Source organism: Ralstonia sp. 25mfcol4.1 (genome assembly GCF_900104095.1).
Lineage (GTDB): Bacteria > Pseudomonadota > Gammaproteobacteria > Burkholderiales > Burkholderiaceae > Cupriavidus.
This window is the reverse complement of the sequence record NZ_FNJO01000004.1, coordinates 322,158-347,887: the sequence shown is the minus strand read 5'-3', so window position 1 is coordinate 347,887 and position 25,730 is coordinate 322,158. Positions and strand designations below refer to the sequence as shown.

Below are 25,730 nucleotides of genomic sequence, written 5' to 3'. Positions count from 1 at the left end.
CCCTCAGGAGGGTTATCCGGCACAAAACTGCTGGGACAAACTGCCCGCCGCCTGGTGATGGGTCGCATGCCGTTGAATATGCTGTAAGCAGCACACGCGCCACCTCAACGCAGCCAGGGTCAGAAGCGCCGGCGTGTGTCATGAAAACCAACCAAGAAGAGACAACAGGGATGAAATCGAGACTTCTTTTGACGGGTCTGGCCGCTGTCGTGCTGACGGCGTGCGGGGGTGGCGGGGGCGATAGCGCGCCGGCGACTGCAACGCCCCAGGCCATCAATGCGAACATCAGCGGTACCGTAGCAGTAGGCGCTGCGCTGCCCGCCGCCAAGGTGACGGTGAAGTGCGCCCAGGGCGCGGGCACTGCCACCACGGCCGCTGACGGTGCTTTCAAGGTGAGCATTGCTGATGCCATCCGGCCCTGCGTACTGTCGACCGTGGCGCCAGACGGATCGCCGCTGCATTCCCTGGTGCCAGCCGGCAATGCGCCCGATATCGTGGCCAACATCACGCCGCTGACCGAATTGATCACGGCCGCGCTGGCCCAAGGCAGCACCGCTCAGTTCGCCACGTTCAGCGCGGCTTCCCAGGCGCGCCTGACCGAGGCCAACCTCGCAACCGCCCTGGGCCTCGTCAAGCAGTTGCTCAGCGGCAGCGTCGACCTGGGTGGCGCCAACCCGATCAAGGATCCGTTGGTCGCTGCAACGAGCGGCCAGACTGGTAATGCGCTCGACCAGCTCCTGGACATCCTGGCTGCCCGCTTGGCAGCCGCCCGCACTTCGGTGGGCGACCTGTCCAGCGCCGTGGGCAGGGGCGACAACGTTCCAGCCAAGCTGCAGCCCGGGACTGAAAACTGCAACGTCATGAAGACGGCGGGCGATTTCTTCGTGGCCGGCCAGGGTGGCTTCCGCCGCGTGCGCTATGACACGGCTACGGCCCAGCTCAGCACGCTCGACAGCCAGGGCAACGTCACGGCCAAGTCGCCGTTCATGCCCTACCAGGGCGAGGCCTGTCGCTACATCGCTACGGGCAATGGTGTCGTGAACGACGTGATGGTGTCGCGTTCGGGCCTGGCGCTGATGCGCAATCTGTCCTCGTGGCAGCTGCCGGCGCTGATGGTGCCGGCGCAGCAGCTGGCGATGTCTGAGCTGGCGGGAGACTGGAACGCGGTGGGCTTCGAGCGCGCCGCACCTGGTCAGCCGTTCTACCCGACCCGCGGCACGTTCACGATCAACGCGTCCGGACAGTTTATCGCGGGAGCCGACTGCACTGGTACGAGCACGACGTGCTCGCCCTGGGCGCAGTCCGACCTGCCTGTGCTGACCCAGACCGCGCACGGCGACTACACGCTGACGGACGCGAACGGCACTGCCGCCGTGGCCGCCTTCAAGGACACTGAAGGCACCGTGGTTGCCGTGGTGTCTTCGGCGAATGGCCTGATCATCGCCACCAAGCAGGTGGTGCGTCTGTTGCCAACGGTTGGTGACACCAATTCGTACTGGGACGTGACGGTGTACCCGAACCTGAGCTCCGAGATGGCCGAGGCATCGACCACGATCACGAGCGTGAATGCGATGACTAGCGCCTATACGCGTCTGCGCGGCGATGGCCGCGTCGACACATGGGTGCAGAATTCGCCGATCAGTGGCTTGCGCTATCGCGCGGGCGATGCATCGTCCCGCAGGGGCATCGCGATGACGCTTGGCTCAACCGGTGTGGGTGCGCTGATCAGCCTCGACAATAGCTCGCTGTTCTACGATATCTCGGTGAACCGTCCGCAGTAACGACGATCGGGCAGCCTCGGACCGCCCGCCAGATCGACATAAGAAAAAACCCGCCTCGGCGGGTTTTTTCGTCTGGTGTGCCGACTGACCGCGGGGCGCGGGGCGCGGCGCGCTCAAAAATCCACCTTCTGACCCGGTTCCGGCACGATCACCGCCGTGGTGGCCGATGTACCGAGCGCCGTCTTCAGTTCGGCGGGCGTCCCGCGCAGCATCGGGCTGGTGCCGTAGTGCATGGGGATCGCGTACCTGGGCTTGATGAAGTCGCGCAGCGCGATGGCGGCGTCCTGCGGGCCCATCGTGAAGTGGCCGCCGATCGGGATCAGCACCAGGTCGGGCTTGTAGCGGTCGGCCACCATCATCATGTCGCCGTAGAGGCCGGTATCGCCCATGTGCCAGATCTTGAAGCCGTTTTCCATCTCGATGATGTAGCCCACGGGCTCGCCGCCGTAATGGGTTTCGTCCTTGCCGGTGGCGGGGTTCTTCCAGACCAGTTCCGACGAATGCTCGGCGTGGACGGCCGTGATTTTCGGACCGTTGTCGCCCAGCGGCGCGATGGTGCCCCCTTTGCCGAAGCGCATGGCCTGGGTGGCTGGCAGCTGTCCGAGCGTAATCAGCTGCTGGCTCAGGCCGCCGGCATTCCACAGCGGTGCGTTGTTGAGCTTTGCCAGCGCGACGGCATCGCCCAGGTGGTCGCCATGCGCGTGCGTGACCAGGATCAGGTCGACCTTGCCCAGCGCGGACAACTGCTTGTAGGCGGCGGGCGTCTTCGGATTGCCGGTCAGCCATGGGTCCACGACGATGACCTTGCCGCCCGGCGTGGAGATGCGCATGGCGGCCTGGCCAAGCCAGAGCACTTCGGTCTTGCCCGCGGCCACTGGCGCCGCGACGGTGGCGGCGGCCGGGGCGGCCGGCTGTGCCGGCACGGGTGGATTCGAAACGCTGGCGGCGCAGGCGCCCAGCAGCCCGATGGCGCTGGCCAGAAGCAGGCGTGGCGCACAGGATTGCAGGCGCGAAAGCCCCGGAAGGCGGCGTGTGATCATGGTCGTCCCTGGTTGAAGTTGTCTCGACATTGCCAAAACCGCACCGCTTCAGGGGGTATTCGCGCAGGCACTGAGGCGTTGCGAGGTCGAGTATTTCCATGCGCCGATACGCTGTCAACCGGCGTTTCCCACCCAGGCCGGGCCGGCAGCCACGCGAAGTTGTAACGCCAAATTCAAGAAACGGCGATCCGCACGCGCCGGCAGGCCGTCCGGCGGGCAGCGATGTCGCCCCGCGCTTACATCTGCTCACGACGGCGTAACCCACTGTAATCATCGGGCGTCCATCATGCATGCCGTAGAGAGGGCCAAGGTTGGCCCGACTGAAGGAGCAAAAGATGCGCAAGTCGATTCGTTACACCGGTATCGCTGTCCTGAGTGCCGCCATGCTGGTCGCCGGGACCGCCTCGGCCCACGACCGCTATCACCGTGGCGGTGGCGGATCTTCGGCAGGAGCCGCCATTGCCGTGGCGGCCGTGGCGGGCCTGGCCCTGGGCGCGCTGGTGGCCAGCAGCCAGCCCGCCTACGCCGCGCCGGCGCCGGTCTACGCGCCGCCGCAGCCGGTGGCCTATGCCGCGCCGGCCGTGCCGCCGGGCTACTGCTATAGCAACTACCAGGGCGGCTACGTGCCGTGCGGCCGTCCGGCGCCGGTGCAGTACGCCCCGCCGCAGCAGTACTACGGGTATTGAGGCAGGCAGTACAGGCAGTACGGGCGGCACGGGGCGGCACGGGGCGGCGCGGGCCGGTTCGACGCCGGCCCATGCCTGACCACGGGCGGGCGTCCCCGTATTGAGGGAGATCTGGCGGGCGGCCTAGAATGGCCGCTTTCCGCCGCCAGCCGCGCGGCGTGTCCCCCGGAAAGCCCCCATGAAGCTCCATCAGCTGCGCGCGCTGGCCGCCGTCTCCGAAACCGGCAGCATCCAGGAGGCCTCGCGCCTGCTGCATGTCACCCAGCCGGCGTTGAGCAAGGCCATCAAGGAACTGGAAACCAGCGTCGGCGCCACGCTGTTCGTGCGCACCAGCAAGGGTGTGCAACTGACGCCCCATGGCCAGCGGCTGGTCGCCCATGCGCGGCTGATCAGCGAGAACGTGCGCCGCGCGCGCCAGGACCTCGAAGACATGAAGGGCACGGTGGTCAGCGACATCGTGATCGGCGTCACGCCCGTCAGCGCGTTGCTGCGGTCCGTGGGTGCCTGCCTGACTGCCTTCCGTGCCGATTTCCCGCATGCCCGGCTGCGCATTCTCGAAATGCGGCCCGCCCAGCTTCTGGAGCAGGTGCGCGAAGGCACGCTGGACTTTGCGCTGACCTCGCAATCGCTGCCCGTGGACCGCGCGCTCGATTGCACGCAGGCGTGCCGCGTGCCCACGCTGATCGCTGGCCGCAGGGGCCATCCGCTGCGCGGCGCGACGTCGCTTGGTCAACTGGTCGCGGCCGACTGGATGGTGCTGGACCCGCTTTCCGATCCCCACACCCCTTTCCACCAGCTGTTTGCCGTCAACGGGCTGGAACTTCCCGCGCGCGTGGTCGAGTGCAACTCGATGACCCTGGCGCTGGAGATGAGCCGCCTTGGCGATGCGTTGCTGCTGCTTTCCGAAGAGTCGCGCCGCAGTCGATTCCTGGTGCAGACCATGGATTTCATCGAGATCGCCGAGCCGATGCCGGACCGCACCATCTCGCTGGTCACGCGTGACCGCCACACGCTGACACTGGCCGCGTCGCGCCTGCACGACGCGCTGCTGGCCGCGCTGCGCGAGGACTTTCCCGGCACCTGAGCGCCCGGGCCGGTGATTACCAACGCTTATACCCATGAAAAAAAGCGGCGTGCTTTGCGGGTAGGCCCCTCCTAAGATCGTCCGGACAGCACAACCCAGAATAAAAAGGGCGGCAGATCGATGACCGCTCCGGACGCATCACCACGAGGAGCCTCATGAACGAAGCCAGTATGCCGCTGCGCAGCGATGCCGCAGCGGACATTGTCCTGCCCGCAGGCAGTGCCCCTGCTGCCCGCAGCCCCGCCCGCCACCGGGCCGTGATAGCCGCCGCCATCGGCAACGGCCTCGAAATCTACGATTTCACGGTCTACAGCTTCTTTGCCGCCACCATCGGCCGGCTGTTCTTCCCGGCCAGCAGTCCCCTGGCGTCGCTGCTGCTGTCGTTCGCCACGTTCGGCGCGGGCTTTGTGATGCGTCCGCTGGGCGCCGTGCTGATCGGCAGCATGGCGGACCGGCGCGGGCGCAAGGCCGCGCTGACGCTGACCATCGGCTTGATGACGGCGGGCACCGCGCTGATCGCCTTTACCCCGTCGTACGCCACCATCGGCGTGGCCGCCACCGTGCTGGTGGTGCTGGGCCGGCTGCTGCAGGGGCTGTCCGCCGGCGGCGAAGTGGGTGCGGCGTCGGCGCTGCTGATGGAATCGGCCGCCCAGGGGCGCCGCTGCTTCCTGGTGAGCTGGCAGGCCGCCACGCAGGGCGCGGCCGCGCTGCTGGGGGCGCTTACCGGCGCGGCGGTGTCGGCCACGCTGAGCCCCGAGGCGCTGCAGTCGTGGGGCTGGCGCGTGCCGTTCGTGATAGGTCTGCTGATTGCGCCGGTCGGCATCTACATCCGCCGCCATCTGGAAGAAACCCACACCGAAAGCCGCGCCCACGCCAGCCTGCGCGCCGTGCTGCGCGAGCATGGCCGCACACTGTTGCTGGGGGTGTTCCTGACCACCAGCAGCACGTCGTCGATGTACATCATGGTGTTCTACATGCCGACGTACCTGGTCAACACCGTGCATATGCCGCAGGTAACGGCGTTCCTGGCTGCCTGCGTGGCCGGGCTGACGATGCTGGTGATGGCGCCGGTGTTCGGCCGCCTGGCCGACCGGCTGCCGCGCCGCAAGCCGCTGCTGATCGCCAACAGCATCGTGGCGCTCTGCGTGATGCTGCCCAACTTCGCGCTGCTGTCGTCGGGGCCGGGCCTGCCGCTGACGCTGTGCTGCATCGCGCTGTCGGTCACCATCGGCTCGGTGGGCAGCGGCGCAGGCGCCGCGATGATGATGGAGGCCCTGCCGCGCCATCACCGTGCCACCGGCATGTCGATCATGTACAGCGTGGGCGTGACCGTGTTCGGCGGGTTTGCGCCGCTGATCGTCACCTGGCTGATCGCCGCCACCGGCAGCCCCATGGCGCCGGCCGGCTACCTGTTCTGCGCAGCGGCCATCAGCTTTACCGCACTGCTGCTGTTTCCCAGCCACCCCGGCCGCGAGTGACCTTCATATGACGACCAATCTTCCAAACGCCGCGCGCGCGGCACTGGCCGCATCGGCCGAACGCTTTGCCGAACTGCGCCACGGCATCCATGCCCACCCCGAACTCGGTGCCGAAGTGCCACGCACCGCCGGCATCGTGGCGGGGCTGTTGCGCGAGTGGGGCTATGACGTGCACACCGGCGTGGGTGGCCATGGCATCGTCGCGCAACTCAGGGTGGGCGACGGTCCGCGCCGCATCGGCATTCGTGCCGACATGGACGCGCTGTCGCTGCACGAGCGCACTGGCCTGCCGTACCAGAGCCAGGTGCCGGGCCGCATGCACGCGTGCGGCCACGACGGACACACGGCCACGCTGCTGGCCGCCGCCGAATACCTGGCCGCCACGCGGCACTTCGACGGCACGCTGAACCTGATCTTCCAGCCCGACGAGGAAGGCATGACCGGCGCGCTGGCGATGATGGAAGACGGCCTGTTCGAGCGCTTTCCGTGCGATGCGATCTACGCGTACCACAACGCGCCCGGCCTGCCGGTGGGCATGGCCGTGGTGCAACCCGGCCCGCAGGGCGGATCGTCCGATCGCGTGACCGTGACGTTCCGCGGCAAGGGCGGCCACGGCGCGATTCCGCACCGTGCGGCCGACCCCACGCTGGCGCTGGCGCAGACGGTGGTGGCGCTGCAGGGCATCGTGGCGCGCAACGTGGCGCCGGTGGACGCCGCCGTGATCAGCGTCGGCCAGATCCAGGCGGGCACGTCGTACAACATCATCCCGGAGACCGCCACGCTCCAGCTCAGCGTGCGCGCGACCAGGCCGGAGGTGCGCACGCTGCTGGAAGACCGCATCCGCGAAGTGGTGACGCACCAGGCCGCGTCGTGTGGCGTGACGGCCGAGATCGACTACCGGCATCTGGTGCCTGCCATCTGCAACACGGTGGCGGAAAGCGCCATCGCGCGGGCGGCAGTGGCCAGCGTGCTGGGCGACGACAAGGTGATTCAGGTGCCGCCATCGACGCAGATGGGCAGCGAAGACTTCGCGTGGATGCTGGAAAAGGTGCCCGGCTGCTACTTCGTGCTGGGCAATGGCACGGGCCAGTGGGTGGGCTGCTCGGTCCACAACGACGGCTACGACTTCAACGACGCGCTCATTCCGCTGGGGGCGGCATGCTGGGTGGCGCTGGCGGAGGGGTATCTGAAGCGCCCGGACTGAGCCGCGCCGACTGGGGCCTGCCGCAGTCAGGCGGCCTCAGGTCGAAACTTCGGCAGGGCGGGGACAGCCGATGGTGATGGCGCATCCCCGACGTCGATGCCCCAGTCGCCGTGTTCGTACCAGTCGTCGCCCAGCAGTTCCATCGGATGCTGTGTACGGCTCGACCCATTGCCGCAGCCCATGGCATCGACCGGACAGTACTTGTCGCAGCCCCAGCAGATGCGCTCGGGATGTTTCGGATGAATCGGAAATTTCTTGGCCATGGCGAATGCGCGGGCGTGCGGGGCAAAGGGCACGCCGACGCCATCGATAGTAGTCCGTTCATCACGCGGATTTGGCCATATTGCTATTCGCTTTGCGTTGAATCAAACGCTAATCCACGACGTGGAATCACGTGTCACGCCTTTGAAGTAAGCAACCCATGCGCTGCGCCCGCGCGGGCAATGCTTACAACCGTGAGTAGCCGCTGCCATCCGGCCGTGCCTTGCCTGAGCGCAGGATTACGAAATGTCTGCCGGCCTGCGCTTCCGGACACTGGAACGGCGCTTGCGTGACAGACGGGGGAGTCCCCTTGTGCTTCCGCCCGGGCTGGGGGGGTGACTAACGGTTCGATGGAGGAAACCATGCGGAAGACAACAACGACGGCAGCAGCACTGGCCTTGGTAATGGCGATGCTCGGCGGCTGTACCGCCGCCGGCAGTGGTACAGGCTCCGGCTCGGTGGCGGGCTCCGGCGCCGTGACCCCGACGGATTCGCGCAGCGGCCATTACGGAGGCGGCGGCTATGGCTCGGCCCCCAGCGGCAGCACGAGCGGTAGCACCAGCGGCAGCGGCGCCACTTCGGGCAGCTCTTCGCGCTGAGCCCGAACCGGTTGGCGCACCGGCAGCACACGGCGGGCCCCGCGGGGCCCGCTTTTTCGTGGGCACTACTGAGCCGCCGGCCTAGCGGCGGCGCATGACCAGGTACAGCCCCGCCGCTGCGATGGCCATGCCGGGCCAGGCCATCGGCGGCAGCGATTCGCCAAGCAGGACGAACGCGATGACCGCCGTGGCCGGCGGGACCAGGAAGAACAACGCCGACACGCGCGACGCCTCGCCATGCCGGATCATCGCCAGCAGCAGCGAGATCGCCACCAGCGAGTTGCCGATGACCAGGTACGCCAGCGATCCGAACAGGCCCGGCGTCCATTGCACGTGCATCGGCTCCAGCCACCAGGCCAGCGGGGCGGTGACCAGCAGCGCCACCGTGTACTGCACCGTGTTGGCCAGTACCGGGTGCACCGGCGCGCCAAAGCGCTTTTCCCATAGTGTGCCGCTGGTCATTGCCAGCAGCGCCAGCACGGCGAAGGCGAGCCCCAGCGGCGACGTCATCTGCACCGAGGACTTGGCCGTGATGACCATCACGGCACCGGCCACCCCGAGCGCCAGCCCTGCCCACCGCACGCGGTCCACGCGCTCGCCGGCGATGGCCGGCGCCAGCAGCCCGATCAGGATCGGCTGTTGCGACGTGACCAGCGCCACCGCGCCCGCCGACATGCCAAGCTTGAGACTCAGGTAGGTACACGCAAAATACCCGGCCTGGATCAGCAGGCCGATCATCGCCAGATGCAGCCACGGCGCCGCGCCGCGCGGCATCGGCGGGCGCAGCCACAGGCAGGGGCCGATCAGCAGCGCCACCACGCAGGCGTAGCGCAGCGCCAGGAATGTCAGCGGATCGGCATACTGCAGGCCCAGCTTCAGAAAGACGAAGCCGCAGGACCACAGCAGCAGGAACAGGGCGGGGGCCAGGCGCAGCCAGAGCGGGGTGGCCGGCGCCTGCAACGTGCGTTCTGGCATGGACGAGGGGCCCGGACGGCGGCCATGGCGGGATCAGGCGCAACGATAACATCGGATCTCCTGCTGCATGGCCGCAGTGCCGGGGACGCGCTCGCGCGCCACGGCCGCTTATTCGTCATGTATTCGCCATGTCGCGGCAATGTGCACGGTCGATCCGGGCGGCGGCGTTGTCGTCGCCGGGTGCCCATCATCGGCGAGGGTCGTGTGCTAGATTAGGCGCCGGCTCCCGGCATGGGGCGTAACAGGTGGCGGGATTTCCATGGACTCACTGATCACGGCGGCTGCGCGCGCGCTGGCGGCCGGCGACCCGCTCGGCGCGCTGAACCGCATCGCCCTGCGCGATGATGCCCCCGCGCTGGCCCTGCGCGGCATTGCCATGTCGCAACTGGGCGATTTCACGCGTGCCCGTGCGCTGTTGCGCGGCGCGGCGCGCGCCTTTGGCCCCAGGGAAAGCATCGCGCGTGCCCGCTGCACCGTGGCCGAAGCCGAGATCGCGCTGGTCTCGCGCGACCTTGGCTGGCCCGCCAGGGCGCTGGACGCGGCCTGGCAAGTGCTCGACACCCATGGCGACACGCTCAACGCCGCGCACGCGCGCTACCTGATCGCGCGGCATCACCTGCTTACCGGCCAGCTCGACGATGCCGAGCAGACCATTGCCACGGTCGATCCCGCCCCGTTGCCGCCCGCATTGCGCGCCGCGCATGAACTGGTGGCGGCCGGCATCGCCATGCGTCGCGTGTCGTTTTCGCCGGCACGCGATGCCTTGCAGCGTGCCGGCATCGCGGCGCGGCAGGCCGGCATTCCCGCGTTGATGGCGGAAGTCGATGGCGCACTGGACACGCTGCGCGCGCCGGTGGCCCGTCTGCTGGCGCGGGGCGCGGAGCAGCCGCTGCGGCTGGACGCCGTCGAGGCCTGGTTCGCGTCCGGGGCCCTGATCGTCGATGCCTGCCGCATGGCCGTGCGGCAGCGCGACACGATCGTGCCGCTGGCGCGGCGGCCGGTGCTGTTTGCGCTGGCCCGCGCGTTGGCGCAGGCATGGCCCGGCGACGTGCCGCGCGACGCGCTGATCGCCACGGCCTTCCGCATGCGACACCCCGACGACACGCACCGCGCGCGCCTGCGTGTGGAAATCGGGAGGCTGCGCAAGGCGCTGGGCGAGCTGGCGCGCATCCACGCCACGCCGCGGGGCTTTGCGCTGCTGCCGCCGGCCGGGGTCGAGATCGTGGTGATGACGCATCCCGTCGAGCAAGCCCACGCGGCGGTGCTGGCGTGTCTGGCCGATGGCGAATCGTGGTCGAGTTCGGCGCTGGCGCTGGCACTGGGCACCAGCCAGCGCACGGTGCAGCGGGCGCTCGATGCGTTGGCGGGGGCGGGCAAGGTCCAGCCGGTGGGCGGCGGCCGTGCGCGCCGCTGGATGACGCCGCCGAAGGCCGGATTCGCGACGGCCTTGTTACTCCCGCCGCCGCTGCCCGGCGCGTAGCATGGTTTCCAGATCCACCACGCAGCCACGCAGCCACGCGCCGGCTGCAAACGTCGAAAGGAAACCATCATGAAGCGTATTGCCGCAGAGATTGTCCAGGAGTACGGCCCCTTCCCGGGTGTCGATCATGTCCACGGCCTGACGTACGACGGCAAGCAGGTCTGGTTCGCCGTGGGCGACAGGCTGCTGGCCCTGGACCCCGCCAGTGGCAAGACCGACCACGCGATCAGCGTGCCCGCGCATGCCGGGACCGCGTTCGATGGTCGGTACCTGTTCCAGATCGCGGAGCGGCGCATCCAGAAGATCGACCCGCAGACCGGGGCGGTGGTGGCCACGATCCCCGCGCCGGGCAACGGGAATGATTCGGGCCTGGCCTGGGCCGAAGGGTCGCTCTGGGTGGGCCAGTATCGCGACCGCAGGATCCACGAGATCGATCCCGGAACCGGCGCGATCCGACGCACCATCGAATCGAGCCGCTTCGTCACGGGCGTCACGTGGGTCGATGGCCAGCTCTGGCACGGCACCTGGGAGAACGACCAGAGCGAACTGCGCCATATCGATCCCCAATCGGGGAAGGTGCTCGAAGCGGTGGAAATGCCGGCCGGCGTGGCGGTGTCGGGCCTGGAGTCGGACGGCGCCGACCGTTTCTACTGCGGTGGCGGCAACAGCGGCAAGGTGCGGGCGGTGAAGCGGCCGAGGTAAGGCGGGTTTTTCTTCCCTCCCGCGCCACGCGGGAGAGGGAGCAGGCCGGGATCAGGGACCCCCGGGCGTCAGACCTGGATGAAGTCGTGCGGCGACGGTGCGACGCTTTTCGGTGGCTCGCCAATCATCTCCAGCACCGTGGACTCGATCATGCAGGACATGGCCGTCAGGGCCAGGTCGTTGGGTTCCTCGCCGAACGGCTCCTCGATCTCGGCGCTCAAGGCTTCGAGCGCGAAGAAGGTGTAGGCGATGAAGCAGACGATGACCGGCGTCATCAGGCCGATCGAGTCGAGCAGCCCGAACGGCAGCAGCACGCAATAGAGATAGATGCAGCGGTGGATGATGACCGAGTACGTGAACGGAATCGGCGTGCCGGCCAGCCGTTCGCATCCGCCCAGCGCGGTGCTGAGCTGGTTCAGCGACATCTCCATCGGCTGGGCCAGCGCCGGCGCCAGCTGGCCCGCCCGAAGCCGCTCGCCGACCCATTCGCCAGCCATCAGCAGCGCGATCGCCGGCTTGAACCGCGCCGCCTTCAGCCGGGCGGCATCGGCTTCATCGAGGAACGGGGCCACGTCGGGCCATGCGTCGGTGCCGCGCAACTGGTGGCGCAACGCGTGCACGAACGCGCAGAGCCGATAGGCCAGCCGCCGCGCGTCGTGCTGGTCGGCCACCAGCGTCAGCGCCTGGCGGGTCAGGGATCGCGATTCGTTGAGCACGCTGCCCCAGAGTGTACGGCCTTCCCAGAAGCGCGCGTAGCTGGTGCTGTTGCGAAAACCCAGGAAGATGGCCAGCGTCAGGCCGATCAGCGAGAACGGCACGAAGTTCAGCGACACCTTCCATTCGCCGATCCGCCCGTGAAAGAACGTGATGACCGCCGCGAACAGCGTGATCGTGACGAGCTGCGGGGCAATCCTGGGCAGGACCGACCCCCGCAGCACGAACAGCATCTTGAACCAGTGGAGCGGCGGGCGGGTAATCATCGGCGTGCGGACATCGGGGCAAAGATGCCATGTTCGCACGCCGGCGCGCCGGCCGACAGAGGGGCGGGGCGATCAGCGATCGCTGCGGATCGGCCCGAATTCCACCGGTACCCAGGTGTAGCCCACCTGGTCGCGCCGCACGTGCCCCAGCCCCGGGAACGGCAGGTGCGCGCCGCCCACCCACAGCTTGCCCTTTGCCGCATCGGCCAGCACGCGCTGGCGCGTCAGCACGGCCTGGTGGCTGTCCACGTCGAACTCGATGGCGATGTTCGGGCGGCGGAACTGCGTGGCGTGGCTGTGGACGATGTCGCCCCACAGCAGCAGGTTTTCCTTGCCCGACGCGAACAGGTAGCCGGTATGGCCCGGCGTGTGGCCGCGCGTGGGCACGGCCCGGACGCCCGGGATCGGTTCTTCGCCGGCGGTGGCGTTGAAGGTGCGGAAATGGTTGGCGGCCTGGTACGGCGCCACGGCATCCCGCGCCATGCCGAACAGCGGCCTGGCGCCTTCCGGGGCGCTGGCCGCCGCCGATTCGCTGAGCCAGTAATCGGCATCGGCCTTGTCGGCGTAGACCGTGGCGTTCGGGAACACCGGCTTGCCGTCGGCGGTCAGGCCGCAGGCGTGGTCGCCGTGCAGGTGGGTCAGCAGCACCGTATCCACCTGTTCCGGGGTGTAGCCGGATGCACGCAGGTTCTGCAGGATGCCGCCCAGCGTCGGGCCGAAGCAGGCGGCCGCGCCGGTATCCACCAGCACAAGGTGCGTGCCCGTGTTGACCAGATAGGCATTGACCGCCGTCTGCATGCCCGGCGTGGAGGCCACGAACATGCGCGCGAGCAGGCTCTGTACCTCACGCGCGCTGGTGTACTTCAGCATCTTGGGGTCCAGATCGATATAGCCGTCGTAAAGCGCGGTGACTTCAAGCTGGCCCACCATCATGCGGTAGTAGCCCGGTACCTGCGTCTTCTGTTGGGCGGGCGGGGCGGCATGGGCGTCGGTGGCCGCCAGCGGCAGCGCGGTGGCCATCACGGCGGCCACGGCAGTGGCGGTAGCGGCAGCCGACAGGCGGGACAGCAACGGCGACAGCCGCGCAGACAGTGGGGAAGGGGACATGCGAGCGCGGGGCAGGCGGCGCGGTTCCATCGTAGTTCTCCGAGTGAACGAGGGTCGACATCTGCAATTCGTCACAGATGTACGCAAATCGTCACACTACGCGGATCTCCCGGCACCCGCAAGTTGGGCCTTTGGGCAGTCGGGGTAAGACTGTTGGCGGATGTGCGGGCGGGGGCGGCCGCGTTGTATTGCAAGGTCCGATGCGCCGACTTTGTAAAAAGCACACGGGCGGCAGGTGGATGGCCCCAGCAATATCGGGGCTGGCGGAATGGCACCGTTTTTGCCTGCAGCGATAAAAGCCGCCCCCGCATGCAGCGGGGCGCGGGACCATTCGAACGATGACGAAGGAGTCCCCCCATGTCTGACAAGCAACCGTTCCTGACGGACATCAAGACCATTCGCGAGCGTGCCCGCCAACACATCGACGACGGCGCGGTGACCGCTGGGTACGATGCGGAACGCGACACCGTGATCAAGCTGCTGAACGAGGCGCTGGCCACGGAGATCGTGTGCACCCTGCGTTATCGCCGCCACTACTTCATGGCCAAGGGGCCGAACTCGAAGAGTGTGGCTGAAGAATTCCTGGCCCACTCCAACGAAGAGCAGGGTCATGCCGACCAGATCGCCGAGCGGATCGTCCAGCTGGGCGGCGAGCCCGACCTGTCACCCGACGGGCTGGCGTCGCGCAGCCACGCCGAATATGTGGAAGGCACGTCGCTGACCGACATGATCAAGGAAAACCTGGTGGCCGAACGGATTGCCATCGACACCTATCGCGAGATCGTGCAGTACATCGGCCAGAAAGACCCCACTTCGCGCCGGCTGATGGAGAGCATCCTGGCCGTCGAGGAAGAGCACGCGGACGAGATGCTTGACCTGCTGTCGTCGCATCCCGAAGACGAGAGCAAACACTAGGCACTGGCCCACGGCGCCGGGCGGGCGCCAATGCCGGCGCCGATGCCAATATAAACAGGGGGCGTGTCTGCACGCCCCCTGTCCATTGACGCGCGGCGCATTGCCGGCCGCTATAGTTCAGTTCACGGGCTGCGGTGCCGGGAACTGGTAGCGGCCGCTGAGCACGTCATGGCGCGGGCGGTACATCCGCACCGTGTAGTTCCATCCGTCGACGATGGGCAGGCAGTTGGCGGTATTGGCCTCGCAGCCGCCGAACTGGATGGTGACGCCGCCGTCCGCATCCCGCTTTGCCGTGAGGTTGTTCAGGGTATAGGCGCCGGCGGGGTTCTTCTCGAAGTAACCCTTGGCGTTGTAGACGCTGACCGACCAGAAGCCATCCACGGGCACATCCTTCACATGCAGCCGGTAGACGGTCTTGCCGTCGTTCTTCGGCGGCGTCACGTTCAGGTAGGTCGCGTCCTTGTCGGGGTTGCCGCCCCAGCCCGCGGCCGTGCCCAGCAGGTGCCGGACAGGATCGACTTCGCCCTTCTTGCCAAAGGCGCCCTTGAAGTCGGGCAAGGTGGACTGCAGCACCAGGATGGCGTCGCGCACCTTCTTCTGGCTGGCGGCGTCCCAGTCGGGCAACTGCAGCGTGCCCGGCGCCTTCTGGCTGACCAGGATGGCGTCTTGCAGCGCGTGAACCTGCTTGATGTCCTCGGGGCTGGCGGGGTCCACCAGCGTGCGGATGCCCACCACCACGTAGCGCGTGCCCACGTTCTCGCGCGTCAGCACATGCTTGCCGGCGCCGTAGTACACGGCCGGCACGTAGTGGTCTTCGTTGATGACCTGCATCGACATGAAGCGCTTGCCCGGATTGGGCATGGTGATGGTCACCGGGCCCGCGTCGAGGTCGAACACGCCGGACGAATAGATCGTGTCGCGGTTCAGGCGGATCACGGTCTGGTGGTCGATCGAAGCGGGCTCGCGCCGGTGCAGCAGCTTGCCCACGCCGCCCTGCTTGGCCAGGCCGGCGATGTACATGTCCGATTCGGCGCGCACGAAGTTGTCGGCGGTGACCGGCACCGGGGCGCCTTCCGCGGCGGGTTTGTCCTGCGCATGGGCCATGCCGGCACCTGCAAGGGCCGCCACCGCGATGGCGTTGACCACTTTGACGATCTGTGTCTTTTTCACGGGCTCACCTTTGTCAAGGAAGCGTGGCCGGAAGGCCGCTTCGCGGGCCAGTATGCCGCAAGGCACCCGGTGCGCAAGCAACGTTCGAAATGAGTCAGATCGCGTGTCGAAACCGTTTAACTGACCGGGTGGCGACCTGGCGGGCCCGCGCTCAGACCTTTCCGGCCGCGGCGCTGCGCAGGGTGTCGAGCAGCGCGGCGATGACGCGGTCTTCGGCCGGCGCCACGCGCGACACGAACGAGATCTGGCGCGAAGGCGGTGCGTCGCCGAGCGTCATGACGCGCACCGGAAATGCCTCAAGCAGATAGGGGTCGGGTTGAGGCAGCACGGACACGCCCAAGCCGCGCGATGCCATGGCGACGATGGCCGGAATAGACAGCAGCTCGATGCGCGAGCGCACGTCGGGGGCCGTGCGGCGCACGAAATCGGCAGCCACCGACCCGGCAATGGTCGACGTATCGAAGCGGATCCACTCGTAGGCCCTGAGCAGCGCCTTCGCGGTGCGGCCCGTGGAATCGACCGGTGCCACCAGCACGCACGGCTCGCGGAACAGCGGCGCCCAGCGCACCCTCGTCGAGGCGCCCGATTCCGGCTGGGCCACCACGGCGGCGTCGATGGTGCCCGAGCGCAGCGCGTCCACGAGCCCTGTGGAGCGCCCGCGTTCCAGCCGCACGTCCAGATTGGGATAACGCTCGCGCACCAGCGCCGTGAACGGCGGCAGCAGCGTCACCTGCATCGGTTCGATGATGCCCAGCGTGACCTTGCCCTCCACCACGGGCGCGGAGCGGCGACGCAGCGACTCCATCGCATGGATCGCGCCGTCCAGCGTGGCGCTGACCTCCAGCGCGAACGGCGTGGGCCGCACCTGCAGGGCCGAGCGGTCGAACAGCGGCTGGCCGAAGTAGGTTTCCAGCTGCTTCATCTGCAGGCTGACCGCGCTGGGCGACAGGCTCATCTCGGCCGCCGCGCCGGCAAAGCTGCCACAGCGCAGGACGGCCGCCAGCGTCTGGAAGCACTCGACCTTCATGAGTTTTTCTCACCGATAGGTTTAAAAACGTCACTATATCTCAATCGAGGGGATGGCTACGATGCTTGCCAGACGGTGCCGATCGACAGGTGCCGCACCGCACAATATCTGGAGACAACGCCGTGATGCCGCATCGACCGCGCCTGCGCCCCCTTGCCACCGCTTTTTCCACCGCGTCCGCCATCGCCCTGGCCATTGCCGGCGCTGCGCTTGCCGCGGCCCCCGCGCAGGCGGCCGAGCCGGCGGTGCCGAAGACGATCCGCATGGTCGTGCCGTTCCCGCCCAGCGGCAGCAACGACGTGTTCGCGCGCCTGGTCAGCGAGAAGCTGTCGAAGAAGCTCGGCGTCACGGCCATCGTCGACAACAAGCCGGGCGCCGGCGGCGCCATCGGCGCCGAATTCGTGGCGCGCTCCGCGCCCGACGGCGCGACGCTGCTGGTGACTTCGTCCACGCTGACCGCCAATGCCGCCGTGCAGCCGAAGACCAGCTACGACGTGAACCGGAGCTTCGCGCCCGTGGCGATGCTGGCGAGCGGCCCGATGGTGCTGGCCGTGTCCGACAAGTCGCCATACAAGACCGTGGCCGACCTGATTGCCGCCGCGAAGAAGGAAAAGGGTGCGATCAACTACGGGTCGGCCGGTATCGGATCGATCAACCAGATGTCCAGCGAACTGCTGGCCGGCGACGCCGGTATCGAATTCACGCACGTGCCGTACAAGGGCATCTCGAACGCGCTGACCGACCTCATCGCCGGGCAGGTGCAGTTCGTGATTGCCAGCTTCCCGTCGGTGGCCACGCAGGTGAAGGGCGGCAAGGTGCGCGCGCTGGGCGTGACGTCGCCGGCGCGTTCGCGCTTTGCGCCGCAGTGGCCGTCGGTGGCCGAGACCGTGCCGAACTATTCCGCCGAACTCTGGTGGGGCGTGTTCGCGCCGGCCGGCACGCCGCAGCCGCTGGTGGACAAGCTCAACGCAGAGATCCGCGACATCATCGCCACGCCCGAAATGCGCGAGATCTTCTCGCGCGAGGGCGCCGAGCCATCCGCGATGACCGCGGCCCAGTTCGCCGAGCATATCCGCCGCGACAGCGCGCGCTGGAAGCAGGTGGCCAAGGCCCGCAACATCACCGCCGAATAATTCACAGAGTCTTCCCATGTTCAGGCAGCAAGCCCTGGCGCCCGACGCCACCGGACCGCTCGACGGCATCCGCATCCTCGACCTCTCCCGCCTGGTGGCGGGCAACACGCTGACGATGGCGCTGGCCGACCTGGGCGCCGATGTGCTGAAGGTGGAACCGGCCAGCGGCGACACGCTGCGCGACTGGAAGGTCAAGGACGTGCCCACCGCGTGGAAGGCCTACTGCCGCAACAAGCGCAGCCTGTGCCTGAACTTCCGGGCCGAAGGCGCCATCGGCGTGATTCTGGATCTTGTGGCCCACGCCGACGTGTTCGTCGAGAGCTTCAAGCCCGGCACGCTCGAAACCATGGGCCTGGGCCCCGACGTGCTGATGGCGCGCAACCCGAGGCTGGTGATCGTGCGCGTGTCGGGCTGGGGCCAGGACGGCCCGTATTCGCATCGCCCCGGCTTCGGCACGCTGGTCGAAGGCATGTCGGGGTTTGCGTCGATGAACGGCTTTGCCGATCGCGAGCCGGTGCTGCCGCCGATCTACCTGGGCGACATGACCGCCGGCCTGTACGGCGCCATCGGCGTGCTCAGCGCCGTGCGCAACGTGGAAGTGCGCGGCGGCGTGGGCCAGGTGATCGACCTGCCGCTGCTCGACCCGATCTTCGCCATCCTGGGCGCGCAGGCGGCCAACTACCGGCTGACCGGCAAGGTCAAGCCGCGCACCGGCAGCCGGTCCACCAACAGTGCGCCGCGCAATGCCTACCAGACGGCCGATGGCAAGTGGGTGTGCCTGTCGGCATCCACGCAGGCCATGACCGAAAGGCTGTTCCGGGCCATCGGCCGGCCGGAGCTGATTGCCGATCCGCGTTTCGCCACCAATGCCGAACGCGTGAAGCACGCGGCGCTGCTGGACGGCATCATCGGCGAATTCCTGGGCACGATGACCCAGCCCGATTGCGTGGCGTTCTTCGACAAGGCCGGCGTGACGATCGGGCCGATCTACGACATTTCCGACATCGAGCACGACCCCCACTTCCACGCGCGCGACATCGTGGTGGAAATTCCCGACGCCGAGATGGGCCGGATTCCGGTTCATAACATCTCGCCGCGCCTGGGGGGTACGCCGGGCGCCTTCCGGCGCGCGGCACCGGCGCTGGGCGAGCATTCGGTCGAAGCCCTCCGCGCGGCCGGGCTGGACGAGGCACGTATCGCCGCGCTGCAGGCCGCCGGCGTGGTGATCGACGCCGGCGACGGCGGCAAGGACCACTGATGGCTGCGAACCCGCGCTGGAAGCACCGTCCGCAAGGATCCAACTGGGGCGACTTCGGTCCCGACGACCAGCTTGGCCGGCTCAACCTGATCGGCCCTGCGCAGGTGCTGGCCGCCGTGCGCGAAGTGCGCGAGGGGCTGACGTTCTCGCTGAGCCTGCCGCTCGATGTGCCGCGCGCCGGCGTGCTGAACCCGCGACGGCGGCCGCCCGTGCTGCATCCATCCGAAAAGGACGGCCAGCGCGTGTTCAATCGCCCGATGGCTGGCGATGTGCCGGGCGCCACCGACGTGATCAGCGACGACCACGTCACGCTGTCGCCGCAATACTCCACGCAGTGGGACGCGCTGGGCCATGTGAACTGCCTGTTCGATGCCGACGGCGACGGCTTGCCCGAAACGGTGGGCTACAACGGCTACTCGGTGGGCACCGGCAGCGCGGCCGACGGCACGTTCGTCGGCGCCCAGGCGCTGTCGATTGCCCCGATGGCGGCGCGCGGCATCCAGGGACGCGGCACGCTGGTGGACCTGCACCGGCATTTCGGCCCGGCGCGGCGCGCGGTGGGCTATGACGACCTGATGCGCGTGATCGAGGCCGATGGCGTGGCAGTGCAGCGCGGCGACATCCTCTGCGTGCATACCGGGCTGGCCGACATGGCGCTGCGGTTGTCCGCCGCCGACGACCATGCCGGGCTGCGCAACGCCTGCGCCGTGCTCGACGGCACCGACGCGCGGCTGCTGCGCTGGATCGACGAAGCCGGCATTGCCGCCATCGCCGCCGACAACCACGCGGTGGAAGAGCGCCGCCATGCGCTGCCGCCCGGCGCCACCGGGCCGCTGCTGCCGCTGCACGAACTCTGCCTGGTCAAGCTGGGCATCCCGCTGGGCGAGATGTGGCACCTGACGCCGCTGGCCGCATGGCTGCACCAGGCCGGGCGGGCCTCGTTCCTGCTGACCGCCCCGCCGATGCACCTGCCGCGCGCCGTGGGATCGCCGGCCAACCCGATTGCCACGGTCTGACGACCGCACAACTTCAAGACACCAGGAGACCCATCCATGCATCCGACCTGCCGCAAACTGCTGGTCGCAGTGGCCGCCTGCGCGCCGCTGCTGGCCGCCGCAGCCTATCCCGACCGCCCGATCCGCATGATAGTGCCGTACTCCGCCGGCGGCGGCGCCGACAACACGGCGCGTGTGATCGCGCAGCGCATGAGCGCGTCGATGGGGCAGCAGGTGGTGATCGACAACCGCCCCGGCGCGGCCGGCGTGATCGGCGAGGAAGCGGTGGCCAAGGCCACGCCCGACGGCTACACGGTGCTGTACGACGCGTCGGCGTTCGCCGTGAATCCGAGCCTGCGCAGGATGTCTTTCGATCCGCTCAAGGATCTGGTGCCGATCTCGCTGGTGGCCACGGCGGCCAACATCCTCGTGGTGCCGCCCAACGCGCCGTACAAGACGGTCAAGGAATTCATCGCCTACGCCAAGGCCAACCCCGGCAAGCTGACGTTCGCGTCGGCCGGCTCGGGCAGCGGGTCGCACCTGGCGGGCGAACTGCTCAACGCCAAGGCCGGCATCGACCTGCTGCACGTACCGTACAAGGGCGGTGCGCCGGCGCTGACCGACGTGATGGGCAACCAGGTGTCGGCGTACTTCGGCAACGTGGCTTCCACGCTCAACTACGCCAGGGGCGGCAAGCTCAAGGCGCTGGCGGTGACGTCGCTCAAGCGCAACCCGGGGCTGCCCGATGTACCGGCGCTGGCTGAGAGCGGCCTGCCCGATTTCGAGGTGCTGGAGTGGAACGGCGTGTGGGTGCCCAGGGGCACGCCGCCCGAGGTGGTGGCGCGGCTGGCGAAGGAAGTGCAGGGCGCCGTGGCCGACCCGCACGTGCAGGACAAGCTGCGCCAGATGGGCCTGGAGCCGGTGGGCAACTCGCCGCAGCAGTTCGGCAAGTTCGTGCAGGGCGAGGCCGCGCGCTGGGGGGCGCTGGTCAAGCAGCGCAACATCCGGGCGGAATGACGGTGAGGGCGATCATGCGCAGCAAACTGTTTGTACCGGGATCGCGCCCGGAACTGTTCGACAAGGCGCTGGCCAGCGCGGCCGACGCGCTGTCGTTCGACCTGGAGGACGCCGTGGCCGAGCCGCGCAAGGCCGAGGCCCGCGCCGCGCTGCAGGACCTGCTGGCTTCGGGCCGCACGGCGGCATCGGGCAAGACGCTCATCGTGCGGGTGAACGCCCCGGACACCGCCCACTTCGCGCCCGATATCGTGGCCGTGGTACGCAACGGGCTGCATCTGGTCAACGTGCCGAAGGTGGAAGAGGTCGAGCAGGTGCACCTGGCCGCCAAGGCGGTGGCACTGGCCGAGGCCGCCAACGGCGTGACCACGCCGGTCAAGCTGCTGCTCAATATCGAATCGCCGCGCGGGCTGCGCCGCGCGCATGAGCTGGCCGCCGCCGATCCTCGCGTGGCGGGCCTGCAGCTGGGCTATGCCGACCTGTTCGAGCCGGCCGGCATCCACCGGCGCGAGACGCTGGCCGTGGCGCAGACCATGTTCCAGATGCGCATGGCCGCCGCCGAAGCCGGCGTGTTTGCGTATGACGCGGCCTTCGCGGACGTCAAGGATGCCGATGGCTACCGTGCCGAGGCCGAACTGGCGCGTCGCCTGGGGTATCTGGGCAAGAGCTGCATCCATCCGAGCCAGATCGTGCTGGCCAACGAAGTATTCCAGCCGACCGAAGCGGAAATCGCCGCCGCGCAACGGATCGTGGCCGCCGCCGACGAGGCCGACGCCAGGGGCGTGGGCGCCTATCTGGTCGACGGCAAGATGGTGGACCGGCCGTTCGTGGAGCGCGCCCGCGCCGTGCTGGCACAGGCGCGGACGTTGGGCTGGACGGGCTGAAGCCTGCTTATCGCGCCGGGGTGCCCGGCTTGCAGTCCTTGATATAGCCCGTCACGCGCCCCTGGCTCAGCATCGGCCGGAAGTCTCCGGCGCTGCGGATTTCCACGTCGGTGCCCTGGCGGGCGGCGCGCAGGTTGATGAGGTACGAGTAGCCGGCGTCGGCCCGGTGGCCGTAGCCCACGCGCACGTCGACCTTGCCGGGTTCGGGATAGGCCAGCACGTTCGCGTCGTCGCCGAGCTTCTGCTTCAGGCAGACGACGATGTCGCCCACGCTGGCGTCGGAATGGAACGGCTTGCCGTCCTGCGATTCAAGGTATTCCACGGAGCTGCCGCTGGCGCAGGCCGCCAGCAGCGGGGCGACGATCACCGCGATCAGCAGTGGCCGGATTCCGATCATTGAAGGATTCATAAGAAGTCGTCTGGAAAATCTGCCCCGCGATGCTGCCATGCGCGGCGCCTCGGGTCAAAACGGCTACGCAGTGCGCGACCCTTCCCGGGACGAAAAAATATTACCCGGATGTAATTGACTACGGAAATATTATCCGGGTAATATCTACTCCCATCTCAAACGGAGTCGGGAGACCCGCATGGAAGACAACGAATCCTGTACCGCCTTCGCTGGCGAGCGGCGGCTGGCGTCCGGTACGTCGCTGGAAGTGGCGCTGGCCGTGGCGGCCGCGCTGCGTGCCGATCCGCATCAATCGATTCTGGCGTTTGGCGATGTCACGGGCCGGCAGGTGGATTTCGACCTGCGCGGCAGCGATGCCGACATTGCCGCGCGGCTGGCGCCTCCGGCTGCCGAGGAGGGGCCGGCCAGGAAGGGCGCCGGGCGGCCGAAGCTCGGGGTCGTCGCGCGCGAGGTCACACTGCTGCCGCGCCACTGGGAATGGCTGGGCGAGCAGCCGGGCGGGGCGTCGGTGACGCTGCGCAAGCTGGTGGACGCCGCGCGCAAGGGGCAGGGGGCCGACGCGGGTGTGGCCGCCAGCCGTGCCAAGGCCGCGGCGGACCGGTTCATGTCGACGATGCTCGGCAACCAGCCCGGCTACGAGGAGGCATCCCGCGCGCTGTATGGCGGCGACCGGGATCGCTTCGAGGCGTTGTCCCAGGCGTGGCCCGCCGACCTGCGCGACCACGCCCGCAAACTGGCCGCGCCGGCGTTCGGCGACGATCAGCCGAACGTGAACGCGTAGGCCTGGGCGCCCGGGTCGAGGAAGCGGATCTCGAACGTGTGTTCGCCCACTTCGCCGGCCTGGCGCACCAGCTGGTAGAGCCGCGTGGCGGTGATGGCCCCGTTGCCATTGGCGTCGATATCGGCGCCATGGCTGTCGCCCGGTGCCTTGCCGTCGATGGTCACCACGAAGCGCACGGCGCGTCCGTTGGCGGCCGGCCCAAGCACCAGATGCAGGTCGCGCGCCTGGAAGCGGTAGCGGATGCTGCCGTCGGCGCGTTCCACGGTGGCGAATTCCGGTCCGACCGTCCATTGCCCGGCCAGTCCCCACTGGTTCAGGCGCAGGTTGCCGTCCACGGTGTAGTTGCGCGGAGCGTCCGGCCGGATGCCGCCCGGCGAGGCGAAGTTCGACGCCTGGTTGTAGCCCACATAGGTCTCACCGGAGCGGACGTTGCGCAGATCGGGGGCAGCCTGCGCGCCCGTGGCGGCGGGCACCACCACATCGCGCGACGCCGACGGCTGGCCAGCCTCGGCCAACAGGGTCTGGATCACGCGCTCGGATTGGGCGTAGTCGCCTTCGCCGAACTGGTGGTAGCGGATATTGCCGCGCGCATCGACAAAGTACGCCGCCGGCCAGTAGTTGTTGTGGAAGGCGCGCCAGATGGTGTAGTCGCTGTCCACGGCCACCGGAAAGCCGATCCTGAAGTCGCCAATGGCGCGGCGCACGTTGTCGGGCTTCTTCTCGAACGCAAACTCGGGCGTGTGCACGCCGATCACCTGCAGCCCCGGATACTTGTCGGCCCAGGCGCGCAGGTAGGGCAGCGTGCGGATGCAGTTGATGCACGAGTACGTCCAGAAATAGACCAGCGTGACCTTGCCCTGCAACTGCTGGCGCGTGATCGGTGCGCCGCCCGGCGTGTTGAACCACTGGACCGCGCCCTCGAGCGACGGCAACTGGCCTTCGACCGGCAGGCGGCCGCCGAAGCCGTAGCTGGTGTCGTTGGCGGCCAGCAGCATGCCCGCGTCGGCGCCCGCGCTGCCTGCGGCAACGGTCGTGGACGGATCTTCATGGCTCGCCCGCGGTGCCGCCGCCGATGCGTGGTGCAGCCGGTCGATCAATGCCTGCTCCAGCCGGGCCGGGCCGCTGATGGACAGCCGCGCCAGCAAGCCGGTATCGGCGCCGATGGCGATGGCCGCCACGCCGCCCAGCACGCCCACGCCCAGCCCGCGACGCAGCCATTCGCCGGCCCCCATCGACCGCTTCATCGCCGCGAACAGGCGGCCGCCCAGCCCAAGCGCGGCGGCCAGGGACGTGGCCGCACCGGCCGCATATGCCGCCAGCAGCAGCGAGCTTTGCACGCTGGCGCCCTGCAGCGCGGCCGTGGTCAGCACGATGCCCAGGATGGGGCCGGCACAGGGTGCCCACAGCATGCCCGTGGCGACCCCGAGCAGCAGCGATGCCCACGGCGACGCGGCGCCGGCCGTGCCATCGCCAGCCAGCCGGTTGCCCAGCGCCACCACGGGCCGGGTCAGCGCTTCGGCCAGCCGGGGCACCAGCAGCGACAACCCGAACAGCGCCAGCAGCGCCAGCGCGGCATAGCGGCCATATTCGTTGGCGCGCACCGCCCAGGCGCCGCCCACGGACGCCAGCGTGGCCACCGCCGCAAAGGTCACCGCCATGCCGGCCAGCATCGGCAGCCGCCCGCGCAGGAACGGCTGGCCGCTGCCGCTCAGCACGAACGGCAGCACGGGCAGGATGCACGGGCTCAGGATGGTCAGGGCACCACCCAGGTAGGCAAGGATCAGCAGCGTCATGGTCGGGTTCCTTTCGGCAGGAATGAGGGGCCAGCCATCTGGCATGCCCCAATGAGACGCCCGTGATCTACCGTAAATGTGTCGCCAACCGGCAAAGTTGTATGGCTTTGTGGGGCGGCGGCCGCCAGATACATTGCGATACACGCGAAGCCGCCCGCGCCCATACAATCTCGCCAACAGACTGATTGTTCACATTTTTCCTAGAAATAGATTGCCCAGGGGTGAAGCTGATGGAATCGCATGTCGACCATGTCCTGATCGTCGATGACGATCGGGAGATTCGTGAGTTGGTATCCACTTACCTGACCAAGAATGGCCTGCGGGTGACCATGGCGCCGGACGGCCGGCATATGCGCCAGTTCCTGGACGGCAACACGGTCGACCTGATCGTGCTGGACGTGATGCTGCCCGGCGACGATGGCCTGGTGCTGTGCCGCGAACTGCGCGCGGGCAAGCACAAGACCACGCCGATCCTGATGCTGACCGCCCGCGACGACGAGACCGACCGCATCATCGGCCTGGAAATGGGCGCCGACGACTACCTGACCAAGCCGTTCGCCGCGCGCGAGCTGCTGGCGCGCATCAAGGCCGTGCTGCGCCGCACCCGGATGCTGCCGCCTAACCTGCAGATCACCGAGGCCGGGCAGATGCTGGCGTTCGGGGACTGGCAGCTGGATACCACCGCGCGCCACCTGATCGACAACGAAGGCACCATCGTCGCGCTGAGCGGCGCGGAGTACCGGCTGCTGCGCGTCTTCGTGGACCACCCGCAGCGCGTGCTGAACCGCGACCAGCTGCTGAACCTGACCCAGGGCCGGGAAGCCGACATGTTCGAGCGGTCGGTGGACCTGCTGGTCAGCCGCCTGCGCCAGCGTCTGAAGGACGACGCGCGCGAGCCGGCCTATATCAAGACGGTGCGCAGCGAGGGCTATGTGTTCGCGATGCCCGTGGAGATCACGGAGGCACGTCAGTGA

The 25,730-nt window shown here is 68.4% G+C and carries 25 protein-coding genes; 16 read left to right on the top strand and 9 right to left on the bottom strand.

What is annotated here, in order from left to right:
* Positions 1–170 precede the first annotated feature (170 nt).
* A complete protein-coding gene (locus tag BLQ58_RS10115) occupies positions 171–1,781 on the top strand; it encodes an Ig-like domain-containing protein (RefSeq protein WP_029050961.1) in 1,611 nt (536 codons plus the stop codon).
* Between the two features lie 113 nt (positions 1,782–1,894).
* On the opposite strand, the gene BLQ58_RS10110 is transcribed toward BLQ58_RS10115, so the two are convergent.
* On the bottom strand, positions 1,895–2,821 hold the full coding sequence (locus tag BLQ58_RS10110; RefSeq protein WP_049815850.1) for a metal-dependent hydrolase: 927 nt from the start codon (positions 2,819–2,821) through the stop codon (positions 1,895–1,897).
* Positions 2,822–3,156: 335 nt separating this feature from the next.
* Between BLQ58_RS10110 and BLQ58_RS10105 the strand changes: the two genes are divergently transcribed.
* The 4 genes from BLQ58_RS10105 to BLQ58_RS10090 all read left to right on the top strand — a co-directional run bounded on the left by BLQ58_RS10105 (position 3,157) and on the right by BLQ58_RS10090 (position 7,273).
* On the top strand, positions 3,157–3,507 hold the full coding sequence (locus BLQ58_RS10105; RefSeq protein WP_029050963.1) for a hypothetical protein: 351 nt from the start codon (positions 3,157–3,159) through the stop codon (positions 3,505–3,507).
* Positions 3,508–3,685: 178 nt separating this feature from the next.
* On the top strand, positions 3,686–4,591 hold the full coding sequence (locus BLQ58_RS10100; RefSeq protein WP_029050964.1) for a LysR substrate-binding domain-containing protein: 906 nt from the start codon (positions 3,686–3,688) through the stop codon (positions 4,589–4,591).
* Between the two features lie 155 nt (positions 4,592–4,746).
* Positions 4,747–6,069 (top strand): MFS transporter, encoded by a 1,323-nt coding sequence (locus tag BLQ58_RS10095; RefSeq protein ID WP_029050965.1) that lies wholly within the window; start codon positions 4,747–4,749, stop codon positions 6,067–6,069.
* A 7-nt stretch (positions 6,070–6,076) separates the two neighbouring features.
* A complete protein-coding gene (locus BLQ58_RS10090; RefSeq protein ID WP_029050966.1) occupies positions 6,077–7,273 on the top strand; it encodes a M20 aminoacylase family protein in 1,197 nt (398 codons plus the stop codon).
* A 26-nt stretch (positions 7,274–7,299) separates the two neighbouring features.
* Here BLQ58_RS10090 and BLQ58_RS10085 read toward each other — a convergent pair whose 3' ends face one another.
* A complete protein-coding gene (locus BLQ58_RS10085) occupies positions 7,300–7,536 on the bottom strand; it encodes a DUF3079 domain-containing protein (RefSeq protein ID WP_029050967.1) in 237 nt (78 codons plus the stop codon).
* Positions 7,537–7,896: 360 nt separating this feature from the next.
* Between BLQ58_RS10085 and BLQ58_RS28770 the strand changes: the two genes are divergently transcribed.
* On the top strand, positions 7,897–8,133 hold the full coding sequence (locus BLQ58_RS28770; protein ID WP_139186086.1) for a hypothetical protein: 237 nt from the start codon (positions 7,897–7,899) through the stop codon (positions 8,131–8,133).
* Positions 8,134–8,214: 81 nt separating this feature from the next.
* Here BLQ58_RS28770 and BLQ58_RS10080 read toward each other — a convergent pair whose 3' ends face one another.
* A complete protein-coding gene (locus tag BLQ58_RS10080; RefSeq protein WP_029050968.1) occupies positions 8,215–9,108 on the bottom strand; it encodes a DMT family transporter in 894 nt (297 codons plus the stop codon).
* Positions 9,109–9,367: 259 nt separating this feature from the next.
* Here BLQ58_RS10080 and BLQ58_RS10075 point away from each other — a divergent pair, with 259 nt between their 5' ends.
* Both BLQ58_RS10075 and BLQ58_RS10070 read left to right on the top strand, forming a co-directional pair.
* The gene (locus BLQ58_RS10075) at positions 9,368–10,588 is read left to right on the top strand and encodes a helix-turn-helix domain-containing protein (protein WP_092597222.1); all 1,221 of its coding nucleotides are present in this window, start codon (positions 9,368–9,370) and stop codon (positions 10,586–10,588) included.
* Positions 10,589–10,657: 69 nt separating this feature from the next.
* Positions 10,658–11,290, top strand: a complete 633-nt coding sequence (locus BLQ58_RS10070; RefSeq protein WP_049815852.1) for a Vgb family protein — start codon at positions 10,658–10,660, stop codon at positions 11,288–11,290.
* Between the two features lie 68 nt (positions 11,291–11,358).
* On the opposite strand, the gene BLQ58_RS10065 is transcribed toward BLQ58_RS10070, so the two are convergent.
* The gene (locus BLQ58_RS10065; RefSeq protein ID WP_029050969.1) at positions 11,359–12,270 is read right to left on the bottom strand and encodes a bestrophin family protein; all 912 of its coding nucleotides are present in this window, start codon (positions 12,268–12,270) and stop codon (positions 11,359–11,361) included.
* A gap of 72 nt (positions 12,271–12,342) precedes the next feature.
* Positions 12,343–13,290 carry an MBL fold metallo-hydrolase gene (locus BLQ58_RS10060; RefSeq protein WP_049815857.1) on the bottom strand — a complete coding sequence of 316 codons (948 nt, stop codon included), beginning with the start codon at positions 13,288–13,290 and terminating at the stop codon, positions 12,343–12,345.
* Between the two features lie 444 nt (positions 13,291–13,734).
* Here BLQ58_RS10060 and BLQ58_RS10055 point away from each other — a divergent pair, with 444 nt between their 5' ends.
* Positions 13,735–14,292, top strand: coding sequence for a ferritin-like domain-containing protein (locus BLQ58_RS10055; protein ID WP_029050971.1), 558 nt, complete (start codon positions 13,735–13,737; stop codon positions 14,290–14,292).
* A 117-nt stretch (positions 14,293–14,409) separates the two neighbouring features.
* On the opposite strand, the gene BLQ58_RS10050 is transcribed toward BLQ58_RS10055, so the two are convergent.
* Positions 14,410–15,462: a DUF1254 domain-containing protein gene (locus BLQ58_RS10050; RefSeq protein ID WP_029050972.1), complete on the bottom strand. Its 1,053-nt coding sequence runs from the start codon at positions 15,460–15,462 to the stop codon at positions 14,410–14,412.
* Between the two features lie 151 nt (positions 15,463–15,613).
* Positions 15,614–16,489: a LysR family transcriptional regulator gene (locus tag BLQ58_RS10045; RefSeq protein WP_029050973.1), complete on the bottom strand. Its 876-nt coding sequence runs from the start codon at positions 16,487–16,489 to the stop codon at positions 15,614–15,616.
* A 125-nt stretch (positions 16,490–16,614) separates the two neighbouring features.
* Between BLQ58_RS10045 and BLQ58_RS10040 the strand changes: the two genes are divergently transcribed.
* The 5 genes from BLQ58_RS10040 to BLQ58_RS10020 are packed head-to-tail and all read left to right on the top strand — an operon-like array spanning position 16,615 to position 21,773.
* Complete coding sequence (locus BLQ58_RS10040) at positions 16,615–17,622, top strand: tripartite tricarboxylate transporter substrate binding protein (RefSeq protein ID WP_049815853.1); 1,008 nt, start codon at positions 16,615–16,617, stop codon at positions 17,620–17,622.
* Positions 17,623–17,638: 16 nt separating this feature from the next.
* Positions 17,639–18,880, top strand: coding sequence for a CaiB/BaiF CoA transferase family protein (locus BLQ58_RS10035; protein WP_049815854.1), 1,242 nt, complete (start codon positions 17,639–17,641; stop codon positions 18,878–18,880).
* Positions 18,880–19,896, top strand: a complete 1,017-nt coding sequence (locus BLQ58_RS10030; protein WP_029050975.1) for a cyclase family protein — start codon at positions 18,880–18,882, stop codon at positions 19,894–19,896. The genes BLQ58_RS10035 and BLQ58_RS10030 overlap by 1 nt, the downstream gene beginning before the upstream one ends.
* A gap of 36 nt (positions 19,897–19,932) precedes the next feature.
* Positions 19,933–20,892 (top strand): tripartite tricarboxylate transporter substrate binding protein, encoded by a 960-nt coding sequence (locus BLQ58_RS10025; protein WP_029050976.1) that lies wholly within the window; start codon positions 19,933–19,935, stop codon positions 20,890–20,892.
* Between the two features lie 14 nt (positions 20,893–20,906).
* Positions 20,907–21,773 (top strand): HpcH/HpaI aldolase/citrate lyase family protein, encoded by an 867-nt coding sequence (locus BLQ58_RS10020; RefSeq protein ID WP_029050977.1) that lies wholly within the window; start codon positions 20,907–20,909, stop codon positions 21,771–21,773.
* A gap of 7 nt (positions 21,774–21,780) precedes the next feature.
* Here BLQ58_RS10020 and BLQ58_RS10015 read toward each other — a convergent pair whose 3' ends face one another.
* Complete coding sequence (locus BLQ58_RS10015; RefSeq protein WP_029050978.1) at positions 21,781–22,170, bottom strand: hypothetical protein; 390 nt, start codon at positions 22,168–22,170, stop codon at positions 21,781–21,783.
* 190 nt (positions 22,171–22,360) lie between these two features.
* Between BLQ58_RS10015 and BLQ58_RS10010 the strand changes: the two genes are divergently transcribed.
* A complete protein-coding gene (locus BLQ58_RS10010) occupies positions 22,361–22,963 on the top strand; it encodes a DUF2239 family protein (protein ID WP_029050979.1) in 603 nt (200 codons plus the stop codon).
* On the opposite strand, the gene BLQ58_RS10005 is transcribed toward BLQ58_RS10010, so the two are convergent.
* On the bottom strand, positions 22,942–24,756 hold the full coding sequence (locus BLQ58_RS10005; RefSeq protein WP_029050980.1) for a cytochrome c biogenesis protein DipZ: 1,815 nt from the start codon (positions 24,754–24,756) through the stop codon (positions 22,942–22,944). The two genes, BLQ58_RS10010 and BLQ58_RS10005, sit on opposite strands and share 22 nt — an antisense overlap.
* A 230-nt stretch (positions 24,757–24,986) precedes the next feature.
* Here BLQ58_RS10005 and BLQ58_RS10000 point away from each other — a divergent pair, with 230 nt between their 5' ends.
* The gene (locus tag BLQ58_RS10000; RefSeq protein ID WP_029050981.1) at positions 24,987–25,730 is read left to right on the top strand and encodes a response regulator; all 744 of its coding nucleotides are present in this window, start codon (positions 24,987–24,989) and stop codon (positions 25,728–25,730) included.

Coding starts and splice junctions, on each gene's coding strand:
- BLQ58_RS10045 (WP_029050973.1), bottom strand. CDS start 16,489: ATGAAGGTCGAGTGCTTCCAGACGCTGGCGGCCGTCCTGCGCTGTGGC.
- BLQ58_RS28770 (WP_139186086.1), top strand. CDS start 7,897: ATGCGGAAGACAACAACGACGGCAGCAGCACTGGCCTTGGTAATGGCG.
- BLQ58_RS10075 (WP_092597222.1), top strand. CDS start 9,368: ATGGACTCACTGATCACGGCGGCTGCGCGCGCGCTGGCGGCCGGCGAC.
- BLQ58_RS10060 (WP_049815857.1), bottom strand. CDS start 13,290: ATGGCCACCGCGCTGCCGCTGGCGGCCACCGACGCCCATGCCGCCCCG.
- BLQ58_RS10010 (WP_029050979.1), top strand. CDS start 22,361: ATGGAAGACAACGAATCCTGTACCGCCTTCGCTGGCGAGCGGCGGCTG.
- BLQ58_RS10030 (WP_029050975.1), top strand. CDS start 18,880: ATGGCTGCGAACCCGCGCTGGAAGCACCGTCCGCAAGGATCCAACTGG.
- BLQ58_RS10000 (WP_029050981.1), top strand. CDS start 24,987: ATGGAATCGCATGTCGACCATGTCCTGATCGTCGATGACGATCGGGAG.
- BLQ58_RS10115 (WP_029050961.1), top strand. CDS start 171: ATGAAATCGAGACTTCTTTTGACGGGTCTGGCCGCTGTCGTGCTGACG.
- BLQ58_RS10025 (WP_029050976.1), top strand. CDS start 19,933: ATGCATCCGACCTGCCGCAAACTGCTGGTCGCAGTGGCCGCCTGCGCG.
- BLQ58_RS10090 (WP_029050966.1), top strand. CDS start 6,077: ATGACGACCAATCTTCCAAACGCCGCGCGCGCGGCACTGGCCGCATCG.
- BLQ58_RS10100 (WP_029050964.1), top strand. CDS start 3,686: ATGAAGCTCCATCAGCTGCGCGCGCTGGCCGCCGTCTCCGAAACCGGC.
- BLQ58_RS10065 (WP_029050969.1), bottom strand. CDS start 12,270: ATGATTACCCGCCCGCCGCTCCACTGGTTCAAGATGCTGTTCGTGCTG.
- BLQ58_RS10105 (WP_029050963.1), top strand. CDS start 3,157: ATGCGCAAGTCGATTCGTTACACCGGTATCGCTGTCCTGAGTGCCGCC.
- BLQ58_RS10040 (WP_049815853.1), top strand. CDS start 16,615: ATGCCGCATCGACCGCGCCTGCGCCCCCTTGCCACCGCTTTTTCCACC.
- BLQ58_RS10095 (WP_029050965.1), top strand. CDS start 4,747: ATGAACGAAGCCAGTATGCCGCTGCGCAGCGATGCCGCAGCGGACATT.
- BLQ58_RS10020 (WP_029050977.1), top strand. CDS start 20,907: ATGCGCAGCAAACTGTTTGTACCGGGATCGCGCCCGGAACTGTTCGAC.
- BLQ58_RS10015 (WP_029050978.1), bottom strand. CDS start 22,170: ATGATCGGAATCCGGCCACTGCTGATCGCGGTGATCGTCGCCCCGCTG.
- BLQ58_RS10080 (WP_029050968.1), bottom strand. CDS start 9,108: ATGCCAGAACGCACGTTGCAGGCGCCGGCCACCCCGCTCTGGCTGCGC.
- BLQ58_RS10055 (WP_029050971.1), top strand. CDS start 13,735: ATGTCTGACAAGCAACCGTTCCTGACGGACATCAAGACCATTCGCGAG.
- BLQ58_RS10110 (WP_049815850.1), bottom strand. CDS start 2,821: ATGATCACACGCCGCCTTCCGGGGCTTTCGCGCCTGCAATCCTGTGCG.
- BLQ58_RS10085 (WP_029050967.1), bottom strand. CDS start 7,536: ATGGCCAAGAAATTTCCGATTCATCCGAAACATCCCGAGCGCATCTGC.
- BLQ58_RS10070 (WP_049815852.1), top strand. CDS start 10,658: ATGAAGCGTATTGCCGCAGAGATTGTCCAGGAGTACGGCCCCTTCCCG.
- BLQ58_RS10005 (WP_029050980.1), bottom strand. CDS start 24,756: ATGACGCTGCTGATCCTTGCCTACCTGGGTGGTGCCCTGACCATCCTG.
- BLQ58_RS10035 (WP_049815854.1), top strand. CDS start 17,639: ATGTTCAGGCAGCAAGCCCTGGCGCCCGACGCCACCGGACCGCTCGAC.